At 57.1% G+C, this 19,604-nt stretch carries 17 protein-coding genes and 3 pseudogenes; 7 read left to right on the top strand and 13 right to left on the bottom strand.

Translation table 11 applies throughout. The features are described 5' to 3' along the window. Nucleotides 1-7: 7 nt before the first annotated feature. Nucleotides 8-891, bottom strand: a pseudogene (locus QTO30_RS12655) (MBL fold metallo-hydrolase). A gap of 70 nt (nucleotides 892-961) precedes the next feature. Beyond that, complete coding sequence (locus tag QTO30_RS12660; protein ID WP_340424462.1) at nucleotides 962-1,282, bottom strand: TraR/DksA family transcriptional regulator; 321 nt, start codon at nucleotides 1,280-1,282, stop codon at nucleotides 962-964. 132 nt (nucleotides 1,283-1,414) lie between these two features. On the opposite strand from QTO30_RS12660, the gene ppsA reads away from it, so the two are divergent. From ppsA to QTO30_RS12675, 3 genes and pseudogenes are all read left to right on the top strand, one after another. After that, on the top strand, nucleotides 1,415-3,793 hold the full coding sequence (gene ppsA, locus QTO30_RS12665; RefSeq protein ID WP_340424463.1) for a phosphoenolpyruvate synthase: 2,379 nt from the start codon (nucleotides 1,415-1,417) through the stop codon (nucleotides 3,791-3,793). A 292-nt stretch (nucleotides 3,794-4,085) separates the two neighbouring features. Further along, a pseudogene (locus tag QTO30_RS12670) lies at nucleotides 4,086-4,469 on the top strand (ATP-binding cassette domain-containing protein); the annotation flags it as partial. Between the two features lie 417 nt (nucleotides 4,470-4,886). Next, nucleotides 4,887-5,564, top strand: coding sequence for an ATP-binding cassette domain-containing protein (locus QTO30_RS12675; protein ID WP_340425929.1), 678 nt, complete (start codon nucleotides 4,887-4,889; stop codon nucleotides 5,562-5,564). 131 nt (nucleotides 5,565-5,695) lie between these two features. Here the strand turns inward: QTO30_RS12675 and QTO30_RS12680 are convergent, their stop codons facing one another. Together QTO30_RS12680 and QTO30_RS12685 are read right to left on the bottom strand one after the other, a co-directional pair. Beyond that, nucleotides 5,696-6,652 (bottom strand): 1-phosphofructokinase family hexose kinase, encoded by a 957-nt coding sequence (locus QTO30_RS12680; protein WP_340424464.1) that lies wholly within the window; start codon nucleotides 6,650-6,652, stop codon nucleotides 5,696-5,698. Between the two features lie 2 nt (nucleotides 6,653-6,654). Further along, nucleotides 6,655-7,014: a hypothetical protein gene (locus tag QTO30_RS12685; RefSeq protein ID WP_340424465.1), complete on the bottom strand. Its 360-nt coding sequence runs from the start codon at nucleotides 7,012-7,014 to the stop codon at nucleotides 6,655-6,657. Nucleotides 7,015-7,146: 132 nt separating this feature from the next. Here QTO30_RS12685 and QTO30_RS12690 point away from each other — a divergent pair, with 132 nt between their 5' ends. Then, nucleotides 7,147-7,575: a DUF2267 domain-containing protein gene (locus QTO30_RS12690; protein ID WP_340424466.1), complete on the top strand. Its 429-nt coding sequence runs from the start codon at nucleotides 7,147-7,149 to the stop codon at nucleotides 7,573-7,575. A gap of 4 nt (nucleotides 7,576-7,579) precedes the next feature. Here the strand turns inward: QTO30_RS12690 and QTO30_RS12695 are convergent, their stop codons facing one another. The 4 genes and pseudogenes from QTO30_RS12695 to QTO30_RS12710 all read right to left on the bottom strand — a co-directional run bounded on the left by QTO30_RS12695 (nucleotide 7,580) and on the right by QTO30_RS12710 (nucleotide 11,155). Then, nucleotides 7,580-8,188: an ABC-type transport auxiliary lipoprotein family protein gene (locus QTO30_RS12695; protein ID WP_340424467.1), complete on the bottom strand. Its 609-nt coding sequence runs from the start codon at nucleotides 8,186-8,188 to the stop codon at nucleotides 7,580-7,582. Nucleotides 8,189-8,192: 4 nt separating this feature from the next. After that, a complete protein-coding gene (locus QTO30_RS12700) occupies nucleotides 8,193-9,308 on the bottom strand; it encodes an MlaD family protein (RefSeq protein ID WP_340424468.1) in 1,116 nt (371 codons plus the stop codon). A gap of 61 nt (nucleotides 9,309-9,369) precedes the next feature. Then, nucleotides 9,370-10,145, bottom strand: a pseudogene (locus QTO30_RS12705) (ABC transporter ATP-binding protein). After that, nucleotides 10,145-11,155, bottom strand: coding sequence for an ABC transporter permease (locus QTO30_RS12710; protein WP_340425930.1), 1,011 nt, complete (start codon nucleotides 11,153-11,155; stop codon nucleotides 10,145-10,147). The pseudogene QTO30_RS12705 and the gene QTO30_RS12710 overlap by 1 nt, the downstream one beginning before the upstream one ends. Before the next feature lie 171 nt (nucleotides 11,156-11,326). On the opposite strand from QTO30_RS12710, the gene QTO30_RS12715 reads away from it, so the two are divergent. The 3 genes from QTO30_RS12715 (at nucleotide 11,327) to QTO30_RS12725 (ending at nucleotide 13,943) form a co-directional block, all read left to right on the top strand. Further along, entirely contained in the window at nucleotides 11,327-11,548 is a 222-nt protein-coding gene (locus tag QTO30_RS12715; protein WP_340424469.1) for a hypothetical protein, read from the top strand. Nucleotides 11,549-12,352: 804 nt separating this feature from the next. After that, on the top strand, nucleotides 12,353-12,991 hold the full coding sequence (locus QTO30_RS12720) for a helix-turn-helix transcriptional regulator (RefSeq protein ID WP_340424470.1): 639 nt from the start codon (nucleotides 12,353-12,355) through the stop codon (nucleotides 12,989-12,991). 160 nt (nucleotides 12,992-13,151) lie between these two features. Next, complete coding sequence (locus tag QTO30_RS12725; RefSeq protein ID WP_340424471.1) at nucleotides 13,152-13,943, top strand: alpha/beta fold hydrolase; 792 nt, start codon at nucleotides 13,152-13,154, stop codon at nucleotides 13,941-13,943. A 645-nt stretch (nucleotides 13,944-14,588) separates the two neighbouring features. Here the strand turns inward: QTO30_RS12725 and QTO30_RS12730 are convergent. The 5 genes from QTO30_RS12730 to QTO30_RS12750 all read right to left on the bottom strand — a co-directional run bounded on the left by QTO30_RS12730 (nucleotide 14,589) and on the right by QTO30_RS12750 (nucleotide 19,581). Then, complete coding sequence (locus QTO30_RS12730; RefSeq protein WP_340424472.1) at nucleotides 14,589-15,248, bottom strand: class II aldolase/adducin family protein; 660 nt, start codon at nucleotides 15,246-15,248, stop codon at nucleotides 14,589-14,591. A gap of 5 nt (nucleotides 15,249-15,253) precedes the next feature. Further along, entirely contained in the window at nucleotides 15,254-16,378 is a 1,125-nt protein-coding gene (locus QTO30_RS12735) for a Tm-1-like ATP-binding domain-containing protein (RefSeq protein ID WP_340424473.1), read from the bottom strand. Next, nucleotides 16,378-17,250: a carbohydrate ABC transporter permease gene (locus tag QTO30_RS12740; protein ID WP_340424474.1), complete on the bottom strand. Its 873-nt coding sequence runs from the start codon at nucleotides 17,248-17,250 to the stop codon at nucleotides 16,378-16,380. The genes QTO30_RS12735 and QTO30_RS12740 overlap by 1 nt, the downstream gene beginning before the upstream one ends. Further along, nucleotides 17,247-18,161, bottom strand: a complete 915-nt coding sequence (locus QTO30_RS12745) for a carbohydrate ABC transporter permease (RefSeq protein WP_340424475.1) — start codon at nucleotides 18,159-18,161, stop codon at nucleotides 17,247-17,249. The genes QTO30_RS12740 and QTO30_RS12745 overlap by 4 nt, the downstream gene beginning before the upstream one ends. 76 nt (nucleotides 18,162-18,237) lie before the next feature. After that, nucleotides 18,238-19,581: an extracellular solute-binding protein gene (locus QTO30_RS12750; RefSeq protein WP_340424476.1), complete on the bottom strand. Its 1,344-nt coding sequence runs from the start codon at nucleotides 19,579-19,581 to the stop codon at nucleotides 18,238-18,240. Between the last annotated feature and the right edge of the window lie 23 nt (nucleotides 19,582-19,604).

Genomic DNA, 19,604 nt, shown 5'->3' on the forward strand with positions numbered 1-19,604 from the left:
GCTCTTTTTATAGAACGTTCAAAGGGACTTTGAGCATCTCATTGCCGTCGTCATCCTTGGGCACTTCGCCCGCCCGCATGTTCACCTGCAAGGGATGGGATGATCAGCTTGGGCATATCCAGCGTCGCATCGCGTTCGGTACGGAATTTGATGAATTCCTCACGCGTTTTATCACCACCCACATGAATGTTATGGGCTTTTTCTTCGCCCACGGTAGTTTCCCATTTGATATCCCGACCATTGGGCCCGTAATCGTGACACATGAAAAGACGCATATCATCTGGCAGGGCCAGGACCTTTTGAATGCTGTCGTAGAGCGTACCAGCATCACCGCCGGGGAAGTCAGCGCGGGCTGACCCGCCATCTGGCATAAAGAGCGTGTCACCCACAAAGCAGGCGTCACCAATCACATGCACCATGCAGGCGGGTGTATGGCCGGGGGTGGCGATGGCAAAGCCTTGCATCCCGCCGATGGTGTATGTGTCGCCCTCTTTGAACAGCGCATCAAATTGCGACCCGTCGCGCTGGAATTCTGTGCTCGGCGTTAAAGACCTTGCCGAAGGTGTCCTGCACTACGGTGATCTTATCGCCGACACCAATCTTGCCGCCCAGCTTTTCCTGAATATAGGGGGCCGCGCTCAGGTGATCAGCGTGAACATGGGTTTCAATGATCCAATCCAGTTTCAGATCGCGGCGTTCCACCTCGGCAATCAGTGCATCCGCGCTGTCATAGGTGATACGACCAGCAGCATAGTCGATGTCCAAAACGCTATCAATGATGGCGCAATGGTCACCGTCGGGCTCTGATACGACATAGCTGATCGTGTTTGTCGCCTCATCGAAAAAGGCAGAGACGTGGGGTTTTACAGTCATATCAACGGGATAAGTCATCGCGTGCTCCTTCAATAATATATTTTATTTTTAAAATATATTAGGATCTGCGCCCCAACATTGATCAAGATCAAGCCGCAGCGGCACAGTTGCGACAGATCATCGCGTAAGGCACGGCCGCAAGACGCGCATCCGAGATGTCATCGCCGCATTTGGCACATACTCCGTAACTGCCATCCGCGATCCGTTTCAGTGCGGCATTCAGCAAACGTACCTCTTGCTGGTTGGCCTGTCCCAATCGTTCAAGCACCTCATCATCTTCCAAATCAATCGCCTGATCTTCAAGATGCGCTGGTAACGGCTGGTCAAGATCATCCGATATCTTTTGCATCTGCGTCGTCAGCTCAGCGATCCGGTCTTCAATCTGTTTCTTGTGTTTGTCGGTATTCATGCCTGTGCCTCCTGCAATGGTGATGGATCGCAGAACTGTGCATCAAAGCATCGGCCACCAATTGACCTATGTCAGTCGGTCGGAAGCACACGCAGGCAGTATCACGTCAAACGCGATGTGAGAGGACGCCTGATGACCAAAGCTGCACCCCTTGTTCTGAACTTTGCCACGCTGCGCCGTGGCGACGTGGACACCGTTGGCGGTAAGAACGCGTCACTGGGTGAAATGATTCACGCTTTGGAACCAAAGGGCATTCTGGTACCGCCGGGCTTTGCAACCACAGCAGATGCGTTTCGGACCTATCTGACAGCCAATGATCTGGATGCTCAGATCGCCAAGATGCTGGATGCGCTAGCGGCAGGCCGGGCCACGCTGCAAAAGGCGGGGAAAGCCATCCGCGAACTGATCCTGGGTGGCGAATGGCCCGACGAGATGCGCGACGCCATCCTTACGGCATACCGCGCCCTGTCAGATGCGGCGGGCGAAGCGGATATCCCCGTCGCCGTGCGGTCCAGCGCAACGGCCGAGGATTTGCCTGACGCCAGCTTCGCCGGGCAACAGGAAACGTTCCTGAACGTGATCGGAGAAGCCGCCGTGCTAGAGGCCTGCCGTAAATGCTATGCCTCGCTGTTTACCGACCGGGCGATCTCCTATCGTCAGATTCAAGGGTTTTCGCACACGCAGGTCGCCCTCTCTGTGGGTGTCCAACAGATGGTCCGTGCCGATACCGGCGGGTCTGGGGTGATGTTCTCGATTGATACGGAGTCAGGCTTTCCCGATGCTGTGCTGATCAATGCCGCATGGGGCTTGGGCGAAAACGTGGTGCAGGGTGCTGTGGACCCAGACGAGTATCAGGTGTTCAAGCCGTTTCTGGATGATGAAACCAAGACGCCGATCCTTGAGAAGGCTTTGGGCGCAAAGAAGATCAAGATGATCCACGACCGTGATGGCACACCCCGCAATGTGCCAACCTCCAAGGCGGAACGTGGGCAGTTCGTGCTAAATGACGCAGAGATTCTGACCCTCGCGCGGCACGCCAAAGTGATCGAAGACCACTACGGCTGCCCGATGGATATGGAATGGGCGCGCGATGGTAAGACCGGCACATTGTACATCGTGCAAGCACGGCCCGAGACCGTGCAATCGCGCGCGGATGTCGGATCAATCAAATCTTACGCGGTCACCGATGCTGGCGACACGCTGGTGTCCGGGCTGAGCGTTGGCAACGCGGCTATCGCCGGGCGCGTCTGCATGATCGAAAGTGCTGCAGATATCGCCAAATTTGTGGACGGGTCCGTTCTGGTTACCTCCACGACCGATCCAGATTGGGTGCCGATCATGAAACGAGCCGCCGCCATCGTCACGGACCACGGCGGGCGCACGTCGCACGCGGCCATCGTCAGCCGGGAACTGGGTCTGCCAGCGGTTGTTGGCTGTGGTGATGCCACGCATCTGTTGCACGATGGGCAGGATGTCACCGTATCCTGCGCCGGTGGCGAAGAGGGCGTGGTCACTGAAGGGATTTCCAAGATCACCGTCGCCGAGGAAACACTGGGCGATCTGCCAGAGGTCAAAACCAAAGTCATGCTGAACCTCGCCAACCCGTCGGCCGCGCTGCGCTGGTGGCGCTTGCCAGTTGATGGTGTTGGGCTGGCACGGATGGAATTTGTCGTGAATGGGGCGGTGCAGGTGCATCCGATGGCCTTGCTGAACTTCGATGCCATCACCGATGAAGACACGCGCGACAAGATCGAAACCCTGACAGCAGGCTATGACAGCAAGCCCGAATACTTTGTCGACCAGCTCTCGCGCGGCCTGTCACGTATTGCGGCCTTTTGTTATCCCAAGCCCGTGATCGTACGCATGAGCGATTTCAAAACCAACGAATATGCCGAGCTTCTGGGCGGGCGCGATTTTGAGCCACATGAAGAGAACCCGATGATCGGATTTCGCGGGGCGTCGCGCTATTATTCCGACCATTACCGTGATGGTTTCGCCCTTGAATGCCAGGCGATCGCACGGCTGCGCGGTGAGATGGGTTTTGACAACGTCATCATGATGATCCCCTTCTGCCGCACCCCGCAAGAGGCTGATCAGGTTCTGGCTGTGATGGCCAAAAACGGGTTGGAACGGGGCAAGGACGGCCTGCAGGTCTATGTCATGTGCGAAATCCCGGCCAATGTGGTACGCGCCGCCGAATTTGCAGAGCGCTTTGACGGCTTCTCCATCGGGTCCAATGACCTGACGCAACTGACCCTTGGTATCGACCGGGACTCAGATGCACTGGCTGACCTGTTCCGCGAAGATGATCCTTCAGTTCTGTGGATGATCGAAACTGTGATCAACGCAGCCCATAAGACAGGGTCCAAGGTTGGGTTCTGCGGGCAGGCCCCCAGCAACGACCCGGGGTATGCGCAGAAACTAGTGGGATACGGGATCGACAGCATTTCGGTCACACCGGACAGCTTTGTCAGTGTGCTGCGGAATGTGGCGAAAGCCGAGAAAGGATAGTAGGGGCGGGCGTGACACAGACGCCAACGGGGCAGGTCTTGGCTCAACGACGTGGGTCCGGGCCTTCGCATCTTGCACTTTTGCTGACCTATACTTAACTCCGTTGCACATCGGAGAAACGGGATGAAGACCATGGATTGCACACACGTCAGTTAACCCAACACGGTTTCTTACAGCGAGCATCTAATATGTCGTCCATCGTTATTGCTTAAGCCTCAGCTGGCACACCCCGGGCAACGCCCCTCTTTTCACCGATCTCAGCCTAACATTTGGGCCGGTACGCACCGGACTCGTCGGCCGAAACGGAACCGGCAAAACAACGCTTTTGCGTCTCATCGCGGGCGACCTCGTTCCGGTGTCCGGTACCATCACAAAACCATCTTCGGTCGGGTTCCTGCGTCAGAACCCGGAACGGCAGATGGATGCCACATTGGCTGATGTTTTTGGCGTAAAGGACCAACTTGCCCTATTGGGCCGTGCCGAGAGAGGTGAGGCAACAGCTGACGATCTTGCAGATGCCGATTGGACGTTGGAAGCGCGGCTGGAGGCAACTTTGGCAAGCATGGGTCTTGACCAGCCGCCAGAGACCCGGATTAGCACACTCTCCGGCGGGCAGCGCACCCGGGCTGGTCTTGCGGCGCTCGCATTTTCCAAACCGGATGCGTGGTTGCTGGATGAGCCGACCAATCACCTCGACAGTGCCGGACGCCGCCACCTGATCGACATGCTTCGCGCCTGGCACGGATGCGTGATCATCGCGAGCCATGACCGGGCCTTGTTAGGCGAAATGGACGCCATTGTAGAACTCACAACACGCGGCGCCCACAGCTACGGCGGCAACTACGACACCTACCGCACGTTGAAAGCCGCAGCTCTGGCATCAGCCGAGACTGAATTGGCGCGGGCCGAACAGGCTGTGACAGACGCGCAGACCCGCGCACAGCTTGCCGCAGAGCGCAAGGCCCGCACCGACCAGCAGGGCAAACAGCTTCGTGCCTCGGGCAGCCAATCGAAACTGCTTCTTGATGCCGCCAAAGAGCGCAGTCAGGGATCAGGTGGGGCGGCGGCGCGACTACGCAGCCGCCAGGCGGAAATGGCGAGCAACGCTTTGGAAACGGCACGCGAGGCAGTCGAGGTTTTGCAACCGCTCAGTATCGACATTCCGCCTTCGGGCCTCGTCACTGGCCGCGATGTGCTGCGCGTCGATGATCTGTGTTTTGGGTATCAAGATGGGGCGCCACTACTTGAAGGTGTGTCCCTGACAATCCGAGGGCCCGAACGCATCGCCATCAAGGGCCAGAACGGGTCGGGGAAATCGACACTCCTCGCCTGCATTCATGGTGATCTGCAACCAACGAGCGGCACCATAACGCGGCATGTTCCCATGGCACTTCTTGATCAGGACCTCAGCCTTTTTGATCCAGAGGAAACCGTACGCGATGCTTTCGCGCGCATCGACCCGGAAGCGAGCGAGAATGCCCGGCGTGCAGTGCTGGCCCGATTTCTTTTCCGAGGGGATGACGCGCATCAACGGATCAGCGCCCTCAGCGGTGGGCAACGTCTGCGCGCGGGGCTAGCCTGTACTCTCGGGCACAGCCAACCACGTCAGTTCCTGCTTTTGGATGAACCCAGCAACCATCTTGACATTGAAGCCATCGAGACGCTGGAGGCAGCACTGATCGCTTACGACGGCGCGATCCTTGTTGTTAGCCACGATGTGACGTTTTTGGAACGTATCGGCGTGGAACGGTCGCTCGCATTGTCGCGTTGAACAACTGCGCCAACCTGCAAGGCGACCGTTCGCGCCGATCTCTTTAGGCAGACAAACGGGCGCCAAGCCGCTTTGCTATTCATACCTATCCAACATGGAAATCATCGTCGTCAGACCCGATAGGACGTGAGCTAAAGCACCTCAATGCGGCAGGCGTCAAAACAGGTCTGCACGGATGCCAACTCGCACAAGGCTGTGCCTTCCGTCTTCACGGTCGCGCCCGCCGCGGCGACGCCCCATTGCAAGGCCTGATCAGGCGCATCGCCGCGGGCCAGCGCCAGCGTCATCGCCCCAACAAACGCATCACCTGCGCCGATTGTGCTATGCGCTTTGATCACGGGGGGGCGACAGAAAAACCTGTGTTTATTGGATACAAGAATGGACCCCTCGGCGCCGCGCCCTGTCACAATAGTCTCCGCCACACCGCATGCGACCAGATCAGCGGCAAAGCTCAGGCTATCGGCAACAGTGGTCATCGGGCGACCGGCAGCTTCTGCCGCCTCACTTTGATCGACCCGCAGCAGGTGCACAGGTGTTGTCGGATGCGCAATCAGCCGATCCAGTGCATGGCTTGAGGTGTCGATGATCACCCGCGCGCCTTTTTTGGCAACCAGCGACGCGATCTGGCTTTGGAAGTCGGCTGGCAGCCCGGGGGCAACGCTGCCGCTGATCACCACCCACCCGTCCTTTGCGGCGTGTTCCGCAATCGCGGCCAGCAACTGATAGGCATCCTTTGACTGCAACGCTGGTCCCGGCACGCTAAACCGGAACTGCGCACTGTTACTATTGTCAGTGACGGCAAAGCTTTGGCGGGTCTCACCGCTGACCGCAACAGGCAGAGCGGGGACATCTTCGGCGGCCAGCAGTTCGATCAACATCTCGCCCATCGCCCCGCCGATAGCAACAATCGCCCGGGCGACACCGCCGAGCTTGCACACCGTGCGCGCCACATTCACGCCGCCACCACCAGGATCAAACCGCGGCGGCCCACAACGCAGTTTCGGGCCTGCAATGACCTGGGCAACATTTGTCGCCAGATCCACTGCCGGATTCAGGGTAATTGTCAGAATATCGGCCTGGGCGCGCATGTTCAGGTTTTTTGCAGCTTCGCAAGGCGCATCACGGCGGCAAGGATGGCCTGCCCCAACACAGGTGAGCGCCCCATACCAATGGCGGCATCACTGTCGCGGCTGTCATTTTCGCGCAGGGTACAATGCCAATGTCCATCACGATCATTGGCGCGGCCCCGGATATGAATGGACCAATTGGGATAGGCTTCATCCGCGATCAGGATGGCCTCATCCGTCGCACGCACCTGGTCAGTTGAACGCAACGCAAGATCGGGCAACAAGAAGGCGAGCGCATGGGTCACACCATCAAAATCCGCAATGGTCATGTCGCGTTTGGTTTCCAGCTCGTCAATCAAGATGTCCAGTTCGGGGTCTTTCATCAATCCTGCTCCAAAATGGGTATACTTCGTCTTGTGTTAACAGCCCCATGCTGACCTCTTTTGATTTTGGTCAATCCACCATCCGCCGCATGAGCTAGGGGATTTCAGCCACCATCATGAAAGGAAGTTCCAATGACACGTACGATCCACGTCTTTGAACGCACGAACCATGAAGCACATGAATGGGTCAACGATCTGGCCGGGCGCACCGGTTGGGGGAATGAGCGCGAAGTCCTTCGCCTGCTGCGCACCGTCCTTTGCAAGATCCGCGACCACCTGCCGGTGAATGAAATGGCGCAGTTTGCCGCGCAACTGCCGCTGATCCTGCGGGGCATGTTCTACGAAGGTTGGCAGCCCAAGAACACGCCCGTGCATGAACGCCACGCGCCTGAGTTTGTCGCCGCAGTCGATGAGAAGGTTGGCGACGTCATCGACTATCAAGGTGTCACCGACATCAAAGCGGTGTTCAACGTCATCAACGCCCGCATCTCACGCGGCGAGGTCGAAGACGTGCGCGCCTGTCTGCCGCAAGAGCTGCGGGATCTATGGCCAGCGCCATGACTAGTTAGATCGCGCGCATCAACACCCAAGGCACAGCATCGGACAACAGCGCATCAAGTTGCGTCTGAAAGCCTTGCGCAATTGTGGATGCCGCATCATCAGATACATTCCCGGACTGGGCAAACCGGCGCGTGTCAATGACGCGCTGATCGCGGTCTCGCAACAGGGTCAGCTCACATGCAATGCGGACGACAAACAGGCCGTCTGCCTGGCGGTCCACGCCAAAATCATCAATGCGTGTCAAAAGCACGGTATCAGGAATCGGCCCCGCGCCTTGCACACCCACAAAACCGATCCGCCCGGTCGCGGCGAGCGACTGCACCAGTATCGATTGCAGCATCTGGGGTGCACCATCGGCCCAACGGGCGTCGGGCAGATAGGTCACTGACAACGGGTCGCGCCGGATCAAAATCCGGTCCGTGTCAATCGCGGCCGAGGCCGTTGGCTCAAGCACCAGCAAGGAACGTGCAGACCGGCGCCCTTCAGCAGCTATATTGATGGGTTGCAGTGCGAATGTGTCGCGCGGCTGTGCGGCTTCATTGAGCGAGCTGATCGCGGTGCATCCCGGCAATGCAAAAATGCCCAGTGTGAACATGCGTCGTGTCAGAGCCATGAGGCTACCTCCGATATTCGGGAACGCGGTTGTCCAGAACGAACCCTGCCGGGTTCTGGTCCAGACGGCGGATCAGGTCATTCAGGGCGCGCACCGCCGCACGGGCCTCGCCCCCCAGTTCACTATAGTCCCGCATCCCGGGGCTGAGGGCAGCAATCGCCGCACGCGCCTCGGTCACGCCTGCGCGCAGGTCGGCCATGATGGCCGGGACATCTGTGGTCAGTGCTGTCACTGTGCCGGTCAACTCACCAAGTGCCGCGCGGGCATCTGTCAGGGCTGGGCCAAGATCGGCGGCCATGACCTCATCGGCGCGGATGAAAGCCTGATCCGCACTGCCCAATGCCGCGCGCAGATCGTCTGCCAGCGGTGCGAAATCCTCAGCAACCAGCGCATTAATGGTGGCAATCGCCTCATGCGCCTGGTCGATTGTCGGACCCAGATTTTCAATCGCGGCGTTGGCGTTGTCAAACGTCTCGGTGATGGTCGCAAATGATGTGTCGGCTGCCGAAAGCGTGGCGCGCGTCGCGTCGCCCACGCCTTCAAACCCTTCCACGAAACCGGTGACCTGATCTGTGGCGGCGCGCAACGTGTCGGAGATATCGGAAAAATCCACGAGCGCCTGCTCAAGACCCGTGGTCGCGTTATCGACGTTCTCAAGGATACTGCGTACATGGCTCTGATTTTCCGGGCCAGTCAGTTCCTCAAGCTGATTGATGATCGTCGCGGCGTCCTCAAGCAATTCTGGCGCGCTGTTGACCAACGACTGGAACGACGATTGGCGGGACGCGATGATCGGCGGACCATTGGTTTCCGGGGTCAGCATGGCCGCACTGGGTGCACCGCCAGACAAGGCGATATAAGCAACGCCTGTGACACCTTGGGATTCCAGCTGCGCGATGGTATCGACAGCTATCGGCGTCGTCGCGTCAATTTCCAATGCCACATAGGCTTGGCTGGGGTCGTTTTCCCAAATACGGATAGCCGTCACACTGCCCACAGCGACCCCGTTGAACAGCACATCGGCTGATTGATCAAGGCCGGTCACATTGTCAAACAGCACACCGTATTGGGCATACTGCCGATCAATCTGGACACTGGCTAACCATAGGAAAAAGCCCAACCCCCAAGGATGCCCAACACCGTAAAAAGCCCGACAATGATGAAATGTGCGCGGGTTTCCATCAGATCAATTCTTTCTGCGCAAGCGCGGCACGGGCGCGGGGCCCTTTGAAGTAAGCCTGCACCCAAGGATGATCAACTTGCTGCATTTCCGCCATTGTACCAGTCGCTAGGACGCGACCCTCGGCCAGCACAGCAATGCGATCGCAAATCGCGTGCAAGCTATCAAGATCATGGGTAACTAGGAACACGGTCAACCCCAAAGAACGGCGCAACTGTGCGATCAATGCGTCGAAGGCAGCGGCGCCAATCGGGTCTAACCCGGCGGTCGGTTCATCGAGAAAGACAATCTCGGGATCCAATGCAATCGCCCGGGCAAAGCCTGCGCGTTTGCGCATACCACCCGACAATTCCGACGGCATTTTTTGCAACGAGTCTTCCGGCAGGCCCACCATGCGCACCTTGATTGCCGCCAAGGCCGCACGCGTTTCGGGGGCAGGTCCAATTGTTCGCGCATCGGTGCTTCGACATTTTGCTGAACATTCAACGATGAAAAAAGCGCCCCGTCCTGAAACATCACGCCCCAGCGTTTGCGCAGGCGGCGGTAGTCAGCGGCGCTGGTATCGCGCACGTTTTCCCCAAATACCGTGATTTGCCCGGCGGCGGGTTTTAACAGGCCCACGACCGCTCGTAACAGCACCGATTTGCCGGTGCCAGAACCACCAACAATACCAATAATCTCGCCCTGCCGCACATCAAGATCAAGGCCGTCGTGAACGGTATGGCGGCCGAACCGGGTCACAAGACCACGCACACTGACAATAGAGGCACCGGACATCATACCCCCAGCACAGCAAAAAAGATCGAAAACAAAGCATCGGCCGTGATCACCAGAAAGATCGCCAGCACGACCGAAGTCGAGGTTAGACGCCCCAGCGACTCGGCGTTTCCTTTCACCTGCATCCCCTCGTAGCAGCCGACAATACCGATGATCAGCGCGAAGAAAGGCGCTTTGATCAGGCCAACAAGCAAATGCTCTACACCTGTGTTACTGACCAATCGAGACTGGAATACACCGGGTGAAACACCCAATTCAATCCACGACATCAGCGCACCACCGAACAGACCGGCAAAATTGGCGACCACACCCAGCACGGGCAGCATGATGATCAGGGCGATGACGCGCGGGGCGACCAGTACCTCGACCGGATCCAGCCCAAGCGTGCGCATTGCGTCGATCTCTTCGCGCATTTTCATCGAGCCGATAGCCGCTGTAAAGGCCGACCCGGATCGCCCTGCAACAATGATTGCTGTCAGCAGGATACCCAGCTCGCGCAGGATTGAGATGGCAATCAGATCGACGACAAAGACCTCGGCCCCGAACTGGCGCAACTGGGCAGCCCCCTGAAACGCCAATACCACACCGATCAGAAACGCCATCAACGATACGATAGGCACGGCATTCAGGCCGACTTGTTGCATATGATGCACAATCGCCGTCCACCGGATACGCGAAGGGTGCAGGAACAAACTGAAAATCGTGGCCACAACACGGCCAAGAAACCCAATGATCGACAAGGTTTGGCGCAAAGCAGAGACTGTCTGACGCCCCACTTGTTCTAACCGATCCATCACAGTGATACGTGAAATGGGTGCTGCATCCGCCACTGGCATATTGTCTCGCAGGGTCGCGATCAGGTCGTGTTGCAAAGCCGTTGCGCCCGTGATCACTGGTGCTGCACCAGCGGCCTGCAGGCGACGTTCCAACATGATTACGGCCCATGCACCAGCGGTGTCACATCGCGACACGCCACTAAGGTCAATGCGGTTTCCATTGCCTCGCGGCATAGAAAGACCCGCGATCGTGTTGATCAGCAGATCCCCCTTCAACACAAAAACGCCATCCGCAAGCACCGCTTGCGGGCGGGTTGATACCTGCGCCGTACGGGGAGTTTCGGTCTTCATATCAGTGTCCTAAACCCGCAGCAGGCCAGATAAATTGATCAAGGTCAATCAACTTTGACAAACATCAATCGTGCGGGTGCAGACGCAGATATCCTGACATCCATCGAAGATTACTTTTTGAGGCCCTTTATGAAATTCATCCCTCTCTTTGCCGTTCTTGTTCTGGCTGCTTGCGCCCAAGAAGGCCAATATCCGATCACGGGCGAAGAATGCGGCCCCAATGATCCGGTTTTAACCCTGGATGCGGCTGATTGCGGCGTACCTGCCCTAGGCTAATGGACTTTCAATACTGATCCCGGTGTTTGGGGGGCGTTCGCGGCCTGTCAGCTGTATTCCCAATACCATCCATATGTTGGCGCGATCATCTGCCCCCTGGCGCAAGCCATCCCATATATGCCCCATCGCTTGATCTGAAAATCGAGACGTTTTGCCTGCACCGGTTTTCCAGCACCCATCTGATAAAGCGGGTGTCGCCCGGCTGCGATGTATTGACAGTTGCGACACAGGCAGAGGCAGCGCCCGCACCCAGCATGAGTGCCAAAAATGCCGCTGTAAAAACTGATTTCTTCATTTTGAATTCCTCTACTGAATAGAATTGCAGGCCCAAGCCGAATGACCATTTGCGCCACGTGAAATCAAAGTACATTCCCCGCCTGATGAACTGGATTGGGGGCGCGACGCGGCCACTTGCGAAGGACCACCGTAATAGCGGGCAGCTGATTGATTGAACGCGGCCTGATCAAAATCTGGGTTCTCGACGGATGCCACTCCTGCCGCGATGCCCATCACCGTGGGATGAATGAGCCCGTCGTCGGTACAGCCCGATAACATAAGGGCGACAAAGCTATACAACAGTGCGTATCGCGGCGTGCATCTGGCGAGCTGTCCCTGGATGGTCCGGCATGACTGGCAACTGCGCGGAAGCTTTGAGGGAGGTAAGGGCAATTGTTTCATCCGTTTATATTGACCCAGAGATCGCCACCCGTGAGGTGATTGGCACGAGGCAAAAACCGGTGCTGTCATCCTTGCAACTGTGAAAAATGTTATCCAACTTACGTAAGGGCAGCTTGAGGGTACGTCATGACGCAAACGCACTATGACCAAGGCGATCAATCGCAAAAAACTGACATCTTGCTCGCGCTCTACGAAACCGTCTTTGCACCTGAAAAATTCCTGACCTTTCTGACCTTGCTCGAAAACGCCCTGTCTCATGAGGCAGCCGAACAAGTCTTTGGCCCGTTGGAGCGCCCGACCGAGGATGTCTTGCAGAAACTGATCGCCGAAGAACGCAAGATGTTGCCCGAGGCGACACCATGGCTCACGGCATCCGACCTGCACACTTTGCAATCCCTTTTGGTGCAAAAGGGGTTCGTCCCTTACCCCGAAGATATCGGCTTTCTGTCGAAGGGACAGGATACAAAGGCAAGTGTTGTGCGTCTCGTCTCCGCTGATGAAGACATCGACTGGATCATCGTTGCGCGTGGGGCTTACGCGCTCGAAGCTTATGGCATGCCACAGAATTGGGAGACATTCCTACGCCACCGGTTCAAGGCGCAATTCGCCATCACAGATGCCGAACTCGATGTTTTGGTCGGGTTCGCCCGCGGGGCCGACTTACGCATGATCGCCGAGAATAGAGGTAGTTCCTACAATACCGTGCGCAATCAGATCCGCAGCGCGATGGATAAAAGCTCAGCGTATCTTCGCAAGCCGAACTGACATCGGCAGTGACCCGCGTTGCAGCGCTCGCCCCCGCGCAAGTTTAAGCAACACTGATCACAGCCTAAAGCCTGACAATACAATCACGCAAATACGGCAGCTATCTGATGGTAAACAACAAGAGTTCAATCTCTATAATGGCACAGGCAAAAGAACCCTGATGTTGTTCCACTGTCTGGCGGGCGGCAAACATCTGTCGGACGAAACAGTGGCCTGGGCCAAATCGCAGAATTTTCGTGTGTTAAGCCCATCACGAGCAGGCTTTTCCCGATCAGAGAGCAGTCAGCGCAATGGTGCAAGTCTATTGCAAACGCATGTGCAGGATACGGCAGAGTTGGTCCAAGCGGTTGGTGCCGCAGGGCCCGTCACTGCGGTTTGCTTTGGTACCGGTTTTTCAGTTGCCCTTAGCTATGCCATTGCGCATCCGCAGCGCTGCCGCGACCTTGTCGCGATCAATCCGATACCCCCAATGTCTGCCATCGGCAAGGCAAGCAACCTGAAAGGGTCGTTCAAAGTGGGGTTCATGGCAGCGAAATATGCTCCGGTGTCTTTTAAGGCTTTGCCGTACTTTCACGCCCGGATGCATCGCGCCACGCGCGAAACCCGTACGTCTCCAACTGTTTTGCCCGGCTATGACTTAAAAGCGCTTGAGACAGTGAGTGGTTACGCAGCATTCAAGCAGAATGCGGATGATGCTTTGTCCAACGGTCCCGACACAATTTGGAGCGAAGCAAGCCTGAGTTTGTCTGACTGGTTGCCCAGTCAAGTGCGCCAAAACTCGCTCCCGCGTATTATCTGGGTGGAAACAGCTGATAGCCCCTTCACACAAAACGGTGCATTTGAAGATTTTCGCAAATCCATCGGCGCGGATCTTATCAAAGTTGACAGAACGTTTCCGCTTTATGCCTCGCAATTGCCCACCGCTTTTGCTTCACTCCGTCAGGCTGTCTAACCTGTCGCAGGCATTTCGCCTGCTGCTTACGGCTTAGTTTGTCACACAACCCCCAACCTCAGTGATGCCGCGGCTGAGATGCCAGGCCCCCCGGACCCTCAAAGCTGATCTGGACAATGCCCGCGCAGCAAGGAGGGCATGCATTATGTTTGCAGTCGCTCAACCGCCGTCCACTTGGGAGAGAGCGGACGGCGGGATTGATCAGACCAGTTGTTCTTGGCCTGTCACTCACACAATCCATGGTTGTTTCAGCTAGTCGTCTTGGTTCGTAATAGCAGCCACACCCACAAGAAGCGTAACCACTAAAACTGGCACGAGCCAGTTGGATACACTTGGACCCGGTTCCGTCGGTGTCATAAGCTCTGGTGCGGGCTCAACCATCGTTTCAGACAAGCTTCCGGCATGCGCTGGTATAGCAATCGCGATAGTGCATCCTAGTGCAAAAATGAAGTTTTTCATGTCGACCCCTCGATCAGTCAATTCAGCTACTATTGATCGTCACTGGCCCGCGGTAAAAGACCAGACACATTGCCCGCAGGATTACCGAATGGGGGCAGATTGCGCAAGCTTAGGTTGTTTGGTCACGTACAGTTGAGTCTTTTGCGGCACACTCGGAACTTGCTCCCGGATCTGATGTATTGCCGTCTACTTTTCCCCCCGCGCCTCTTTCGCCGTCCCATACACCGGCAAATCCGCTGCTGTCTTGCCATGTGCGGCCATCAGCGTGTCGCGCACGAATGCAATATGGGCGGTCTCTTCGATGATCTCGGCCAGGTACTGCGCCGCCGTCAGCGTCTTGCCAACACCGATCGTGCCGTGATTGGCCAGCACCGCGGCCCGCACCGATGTGTCTTCGAAGACCGGGCTGATCTCGACTTCTGTTTGCGGTCCACCATTGTCTGACAGGGGGATCAGCGGCATACGCCCGATCTTTTCGATGGTTTGCACGGTCAGGCAGGGAATCTCGATCCCTGCACTGGCAAAACCAGTCGCCCATGGGCTGTGACAATGCACAATCGCGTTGATGTCTGGCCGGATGCGATAGAGATCGAGATGAAAATCCATGTCCTTGGACGGTTTGAAAGCTGACGGTTCAATCGTCCCATCCAGATGCACGACCTGCAGGTTATCACGGCTGCATTCGGCAAAGCCCACGCCCGAGGGTTTGATCACGATCCCCGGCCCCGACGACAACCGCACCGACAGATTGCCGCCCGCGTTCGACTGCAAACCCCGCTCAAAACAGCGGTTCGCAGACCAGATCAGAGCGTCTTTCTTGGCTTCGATATCGGAAGGGTCGAACATGGGCATTAGTCCTTTGTGATTTCACGTAAAGCATCAACGGCGGCATGCGCTGTGGCAGGGTCATTTATGTGTCCATCAAGGCAGGCCACATCCAAATGAGCAGCGATCACATCGCGAAAGACCTCGCGCAAGGCGCGGCTTTCGATGGCACCCCCAGGTTTATCTTCGGAAGAAAAACCGCCCATGGGGATCAGCACCCGCGTTGGTGCCGTGGCCTTCGCAAGCGCGACGCCAAGGATGTCAGCGCATTTTTCCACCTCATCGGCGGTGCATTGCACGTGTGTGAACAAGGGCGAATGGCTGTAATGGGGCCGAGCGCCATAAGCCTCGGGCATCAGGTCAGCTTGCCCCATACCGATGAAATTCACGCCACCGGGCAAGACCACACGCGGCACGTCGCCCATCGCGGTAAAGCGACCGGGCATATCGGCATTGACCCCGGCGATGTAGCAGCGGGTCAGCTCATGCGGGGTATAGTCGATGACCGATTTGAACGCGCCATTCTGCGCCCAACGGGTAAAGGCCGCACCGCCAAACCCATTGGCGTGAAAGACCGTCACCTCATCGCCATCTGCACGCAGCCTGTCGCAAAGCACATCCGTGCCCGGACCGGTCACACCCAAAGAGGTCACGCCAACCGAAGGGGCCAGCGACACCGGGCCAGTCGGTAAGCTGGCATGATAGAGGCCACCTGCAATCGCCGCCGCCTGATCCAAGGCCGCGCGCGTTGTGGCGTTCAACCCGCAGAGATCGGCTATTGTTGGAACCAACACGATAGAGCTGTCGGCAATCACATAACGCGGATCAAAGGGCAGCGTCGTCACCAATACTTTGGGCATCGCCAAGGGCAACGCCCGCAACACATCCACCGCTATCTGCCCGCCGGTGCCGCCACCGATCGCCACCACCATGCGTCGCCCCGCCTGTGGCGCGTTACCAATCTCGGCGATAGCGCGCGCGGTTGCGGCTTTCATGCCGGCGACCTTGGCAGCGGGCGACCAGTGTTTGCCGCCTGCGTTCAATGAGATGTCACATTTCTCGACCGGGACCCCCAAGGCCTTCAATCCGAGGATCAGATAGTCTGCTTCCTCCTGCTTGGTGTCATAAGTCGCAAGAAGAAGGACTGACATTACCCTTTCACGGCCCCCGCTGTCATGCCGGTGATAATCTGGCGACTGGCCAGAAAGGTAAAGATAATCGGCGGAATGGCCAGCAACATGCCCGTCGCCATGATCACACCCCAGTCGATGTCAAACTCGGTCAGGCTGTTCACAATCGTCACCGGCACTGTGCGGCTGTTGCGATCTGCCAGCGCGTTGGCCAACAGGAATTCATTCCAAGCCACGCGGAAGGTAAAGATCGAAGCAGCTGCAATCCCCGGCTTGATCAAGGGCAGGACCACAAGAAAGAAAACCTGGAAGGGACCGGCACCGTCCATACGGGCGGCCTCTTCCAGCTGGATTGGTACTTGTACAATGAAACTTTGCAAAATCCAGATCACGAAGGGCAGGTTAAGCGCCACATAAACAAGAATGATCCCGCCGCGCGTGCCATCAAGGCCGAACTGAAACGTCCAGATGCCAAAGACCGGTACCAGCAGAACAGCGGGTGGGACCATGCGCATCATCAAGGTCCAGATTGACACGACATCACGGCCCATGAACCGGAAGCGGACCAGCGCGTAGGCGGCCATCGTGCCGATGACCAATGTGATTGCAGTTGAGACCAGACCAATAATCAATGAATTTGTTAGTGCCCGCCCAAAGGTCGGATCGCAGCGGCGCAGATGTTCAGGCTCGTACCACAGAAAATCGCAGAGGGCGGTTTCATAGTTGCGCAGTGTCGGCATGAAAATCAGGCTGGAGGTGTCGGACATAATATCGACATTCAGCTTCAACGAAGTCACCAGCATCAGATATATCGGGCCGATGGCCATCAGCACCAGCATAACAATCAGGACGTAGAAGGCCGGGTTCTGGCGGTCGTAGGTTTTCTGGCTCATGCCTCTTCCTCCACCGCACGCATACGTTGGGCGCGCACTTCCTGCGCCTTGTTGTAGATGAACATCGCAAAGGTCAGGATCAGCAAAACGATCAACAGCAGGTTCGACATGGCCGCCGCCTCGCCCAACTCGCGGAACTCGGATGCGGTACGGTTGATGCGGATCGACAGGATTTCGGTCGACAGCCCCGGTCCGCCGTTGGTCATCACAAGGATCACCTCAAGCACCTTAAAGCTGTCGATCAGACGTAGCAGAAGGGTCACAATCAGCACGGGCAACATCAGTGGCAGTTTGATATAGACGATCTGCTGCCAACCACTGGCGCCATCAATCTTGCTGGCTTCAATGGCAGAGGCAGGCAGCGATTGCAGCGCTGCCAGCGACAGGATGAAGATAAACGGGGTCCACTGCCAGATATCGGCGATTACAATAGACGCAAAAGCCCAGTCCCCATCAGCCAACCACGGGACCGGCTCGAAACCCCAATCTGTCAGCGTGCGGTTAAATATCCCCACGGTCGGGTGATACATGTACCGCCACATCAGACCCACAACGATAGGCGCAATCATCATCGGCAAGATAAACAAGGTTCGTAAAACGGACATGCCGCGAATGTTGCGATCCAGCAAAAGTGCAAGGCCGACACCAAGGATCATCTCAATAGTCACTACGACCATAGAAAACTTGATCGTCACCCACATGCTTTCGCGGAAGGCATCATCGCTGAAAAGCTTGGTGTAGTTGCGCAGGCCGATAAAGTCAGCTTCGCCAATGCGCTGGCTGGGGTTCCAGTCCAGAAAGCTGGCATAGATCATATAGCAAATGGGATAGAACAGCGCGACAGCCAGCACGGCCCCAGCAGGGGCCAGAAACAGATAGGGCGTCAGGCGATTAGCGCGGGCAATGCTCATGATCCGGGGGCTTTCCTATGCGCGGTGCGAATATGGCAGGCCGATGCAGATGCACCGGCCCGCCACTTGGGAGGTGTTACTGCCAGGTGTAGTACCCGGCCTCTTCCATCGTCGCGCGGGCGCGTTCAGCCACACCATCAAGCGCTTCTTGCGGGTCCAGACCTTCGGTCAGAACCTGGCTCATGGTTGTGCCGATATCCGCATTGATCGTACCCCAAGTCGGGATGATCGGGCGCCAGTCCGGGTCAGCGTATTGCAGCGCCTCACCGAATGTTGCCGAATAAGGGAACTTCTCGTTCAACTCGGCATTCTGGTAGGTCGAGAACCGCGATGGGTTGCCGCCAGCCATTGCAATCGCAAGATCCTGCTCTTTGCTGGTCAGCCACTGCATCAACAGGAACGCCGCTTCTTTATTCTGGGCGTTCGACGGAATGCCGATACCAAAGCCACCTGTCTGCGATCCGCGACGTACACCTTCGGGGTGCATCGCATAGCCGACGTTGCCCACGACAGTGGAACGGGTCGGGTCTTCAAACCCGGCGGCAAAGGCGATCGAGTCCATGAACATGGCGGCCTGACCCTGCTGGAAGGCAGCAGCCGCTTCGGCCGGGCCAAACGTCGTGCCACCTTCGGGGCCGCAATCAACGATGGTTTTCAGCGCATTTGCAGCGGCGACACCTTCAGGGCTGTTGATGATCGGGTTCCATTCGCCGTCAAACACGCGACCACCAAGGGGGGCGAGGTGCAAAAGGAACGCATGGCTGGCCTGGTGCCCAGAGGCCGCGCGTGATGCCATACCGCCCATGCCCGGCTCGACCTCTGGGATCTGGCAGGCTACTTCCAGCAGCTCATCATAGTTGGTGGGCACGTCGATGCCGTGCTTTTCGAAGATGTCCTTACGATAGGCCAAAACAGATGTCTCTGACCCAAAAGGAATACCAAAGAGCGACCCTGTCTGACCCGGCAGATACCCCTTTTCGCCACCTGCAATACCTATGTTGGCGACGTAGCCAACAATCAAATCACCTGCGTCATAGTTTGGATCAGCAAGCCGTGGGTTCATGAAATACTTGGCAAGGTTTTCCAACTGATCGGCAAAGACATAGTCCGCCTTGGAAAACACAACATAAGCGATCAGATCATAATCACCTTCGTCCTTTGTCAGCTCCAACGTCTGGCGCTCGCGCATCCGCAGGTACTGCAACTGATCGACTTCAACCTCAATGCCGGTCTGCTCGGTAAACTCTGGCAGCACCTCAAGCACCGCATTATAGTGCGGGTGCGCAGGGAAGTTCACAACCAGCGTTGTCCCTTCATAGGGGGCATAGACATCAGCCGTATGGCCATCCGCATATGCCGCTGTGTAAGTCAGGGACACGGCCATCGCCGCAGACCAGACAGTCGTTTTCGTCACTTTCATATCATCCTCCCAGATGGATTTTG

This window comes from Yoonia sp. GPGPB17 (assembly GCF_037892195.1).
Lineage (GTDB): Bacteria > Pseudomonadota > Alphaproteobacteria > Rhodobacterales > Rhodobacteraceae > Yoonia.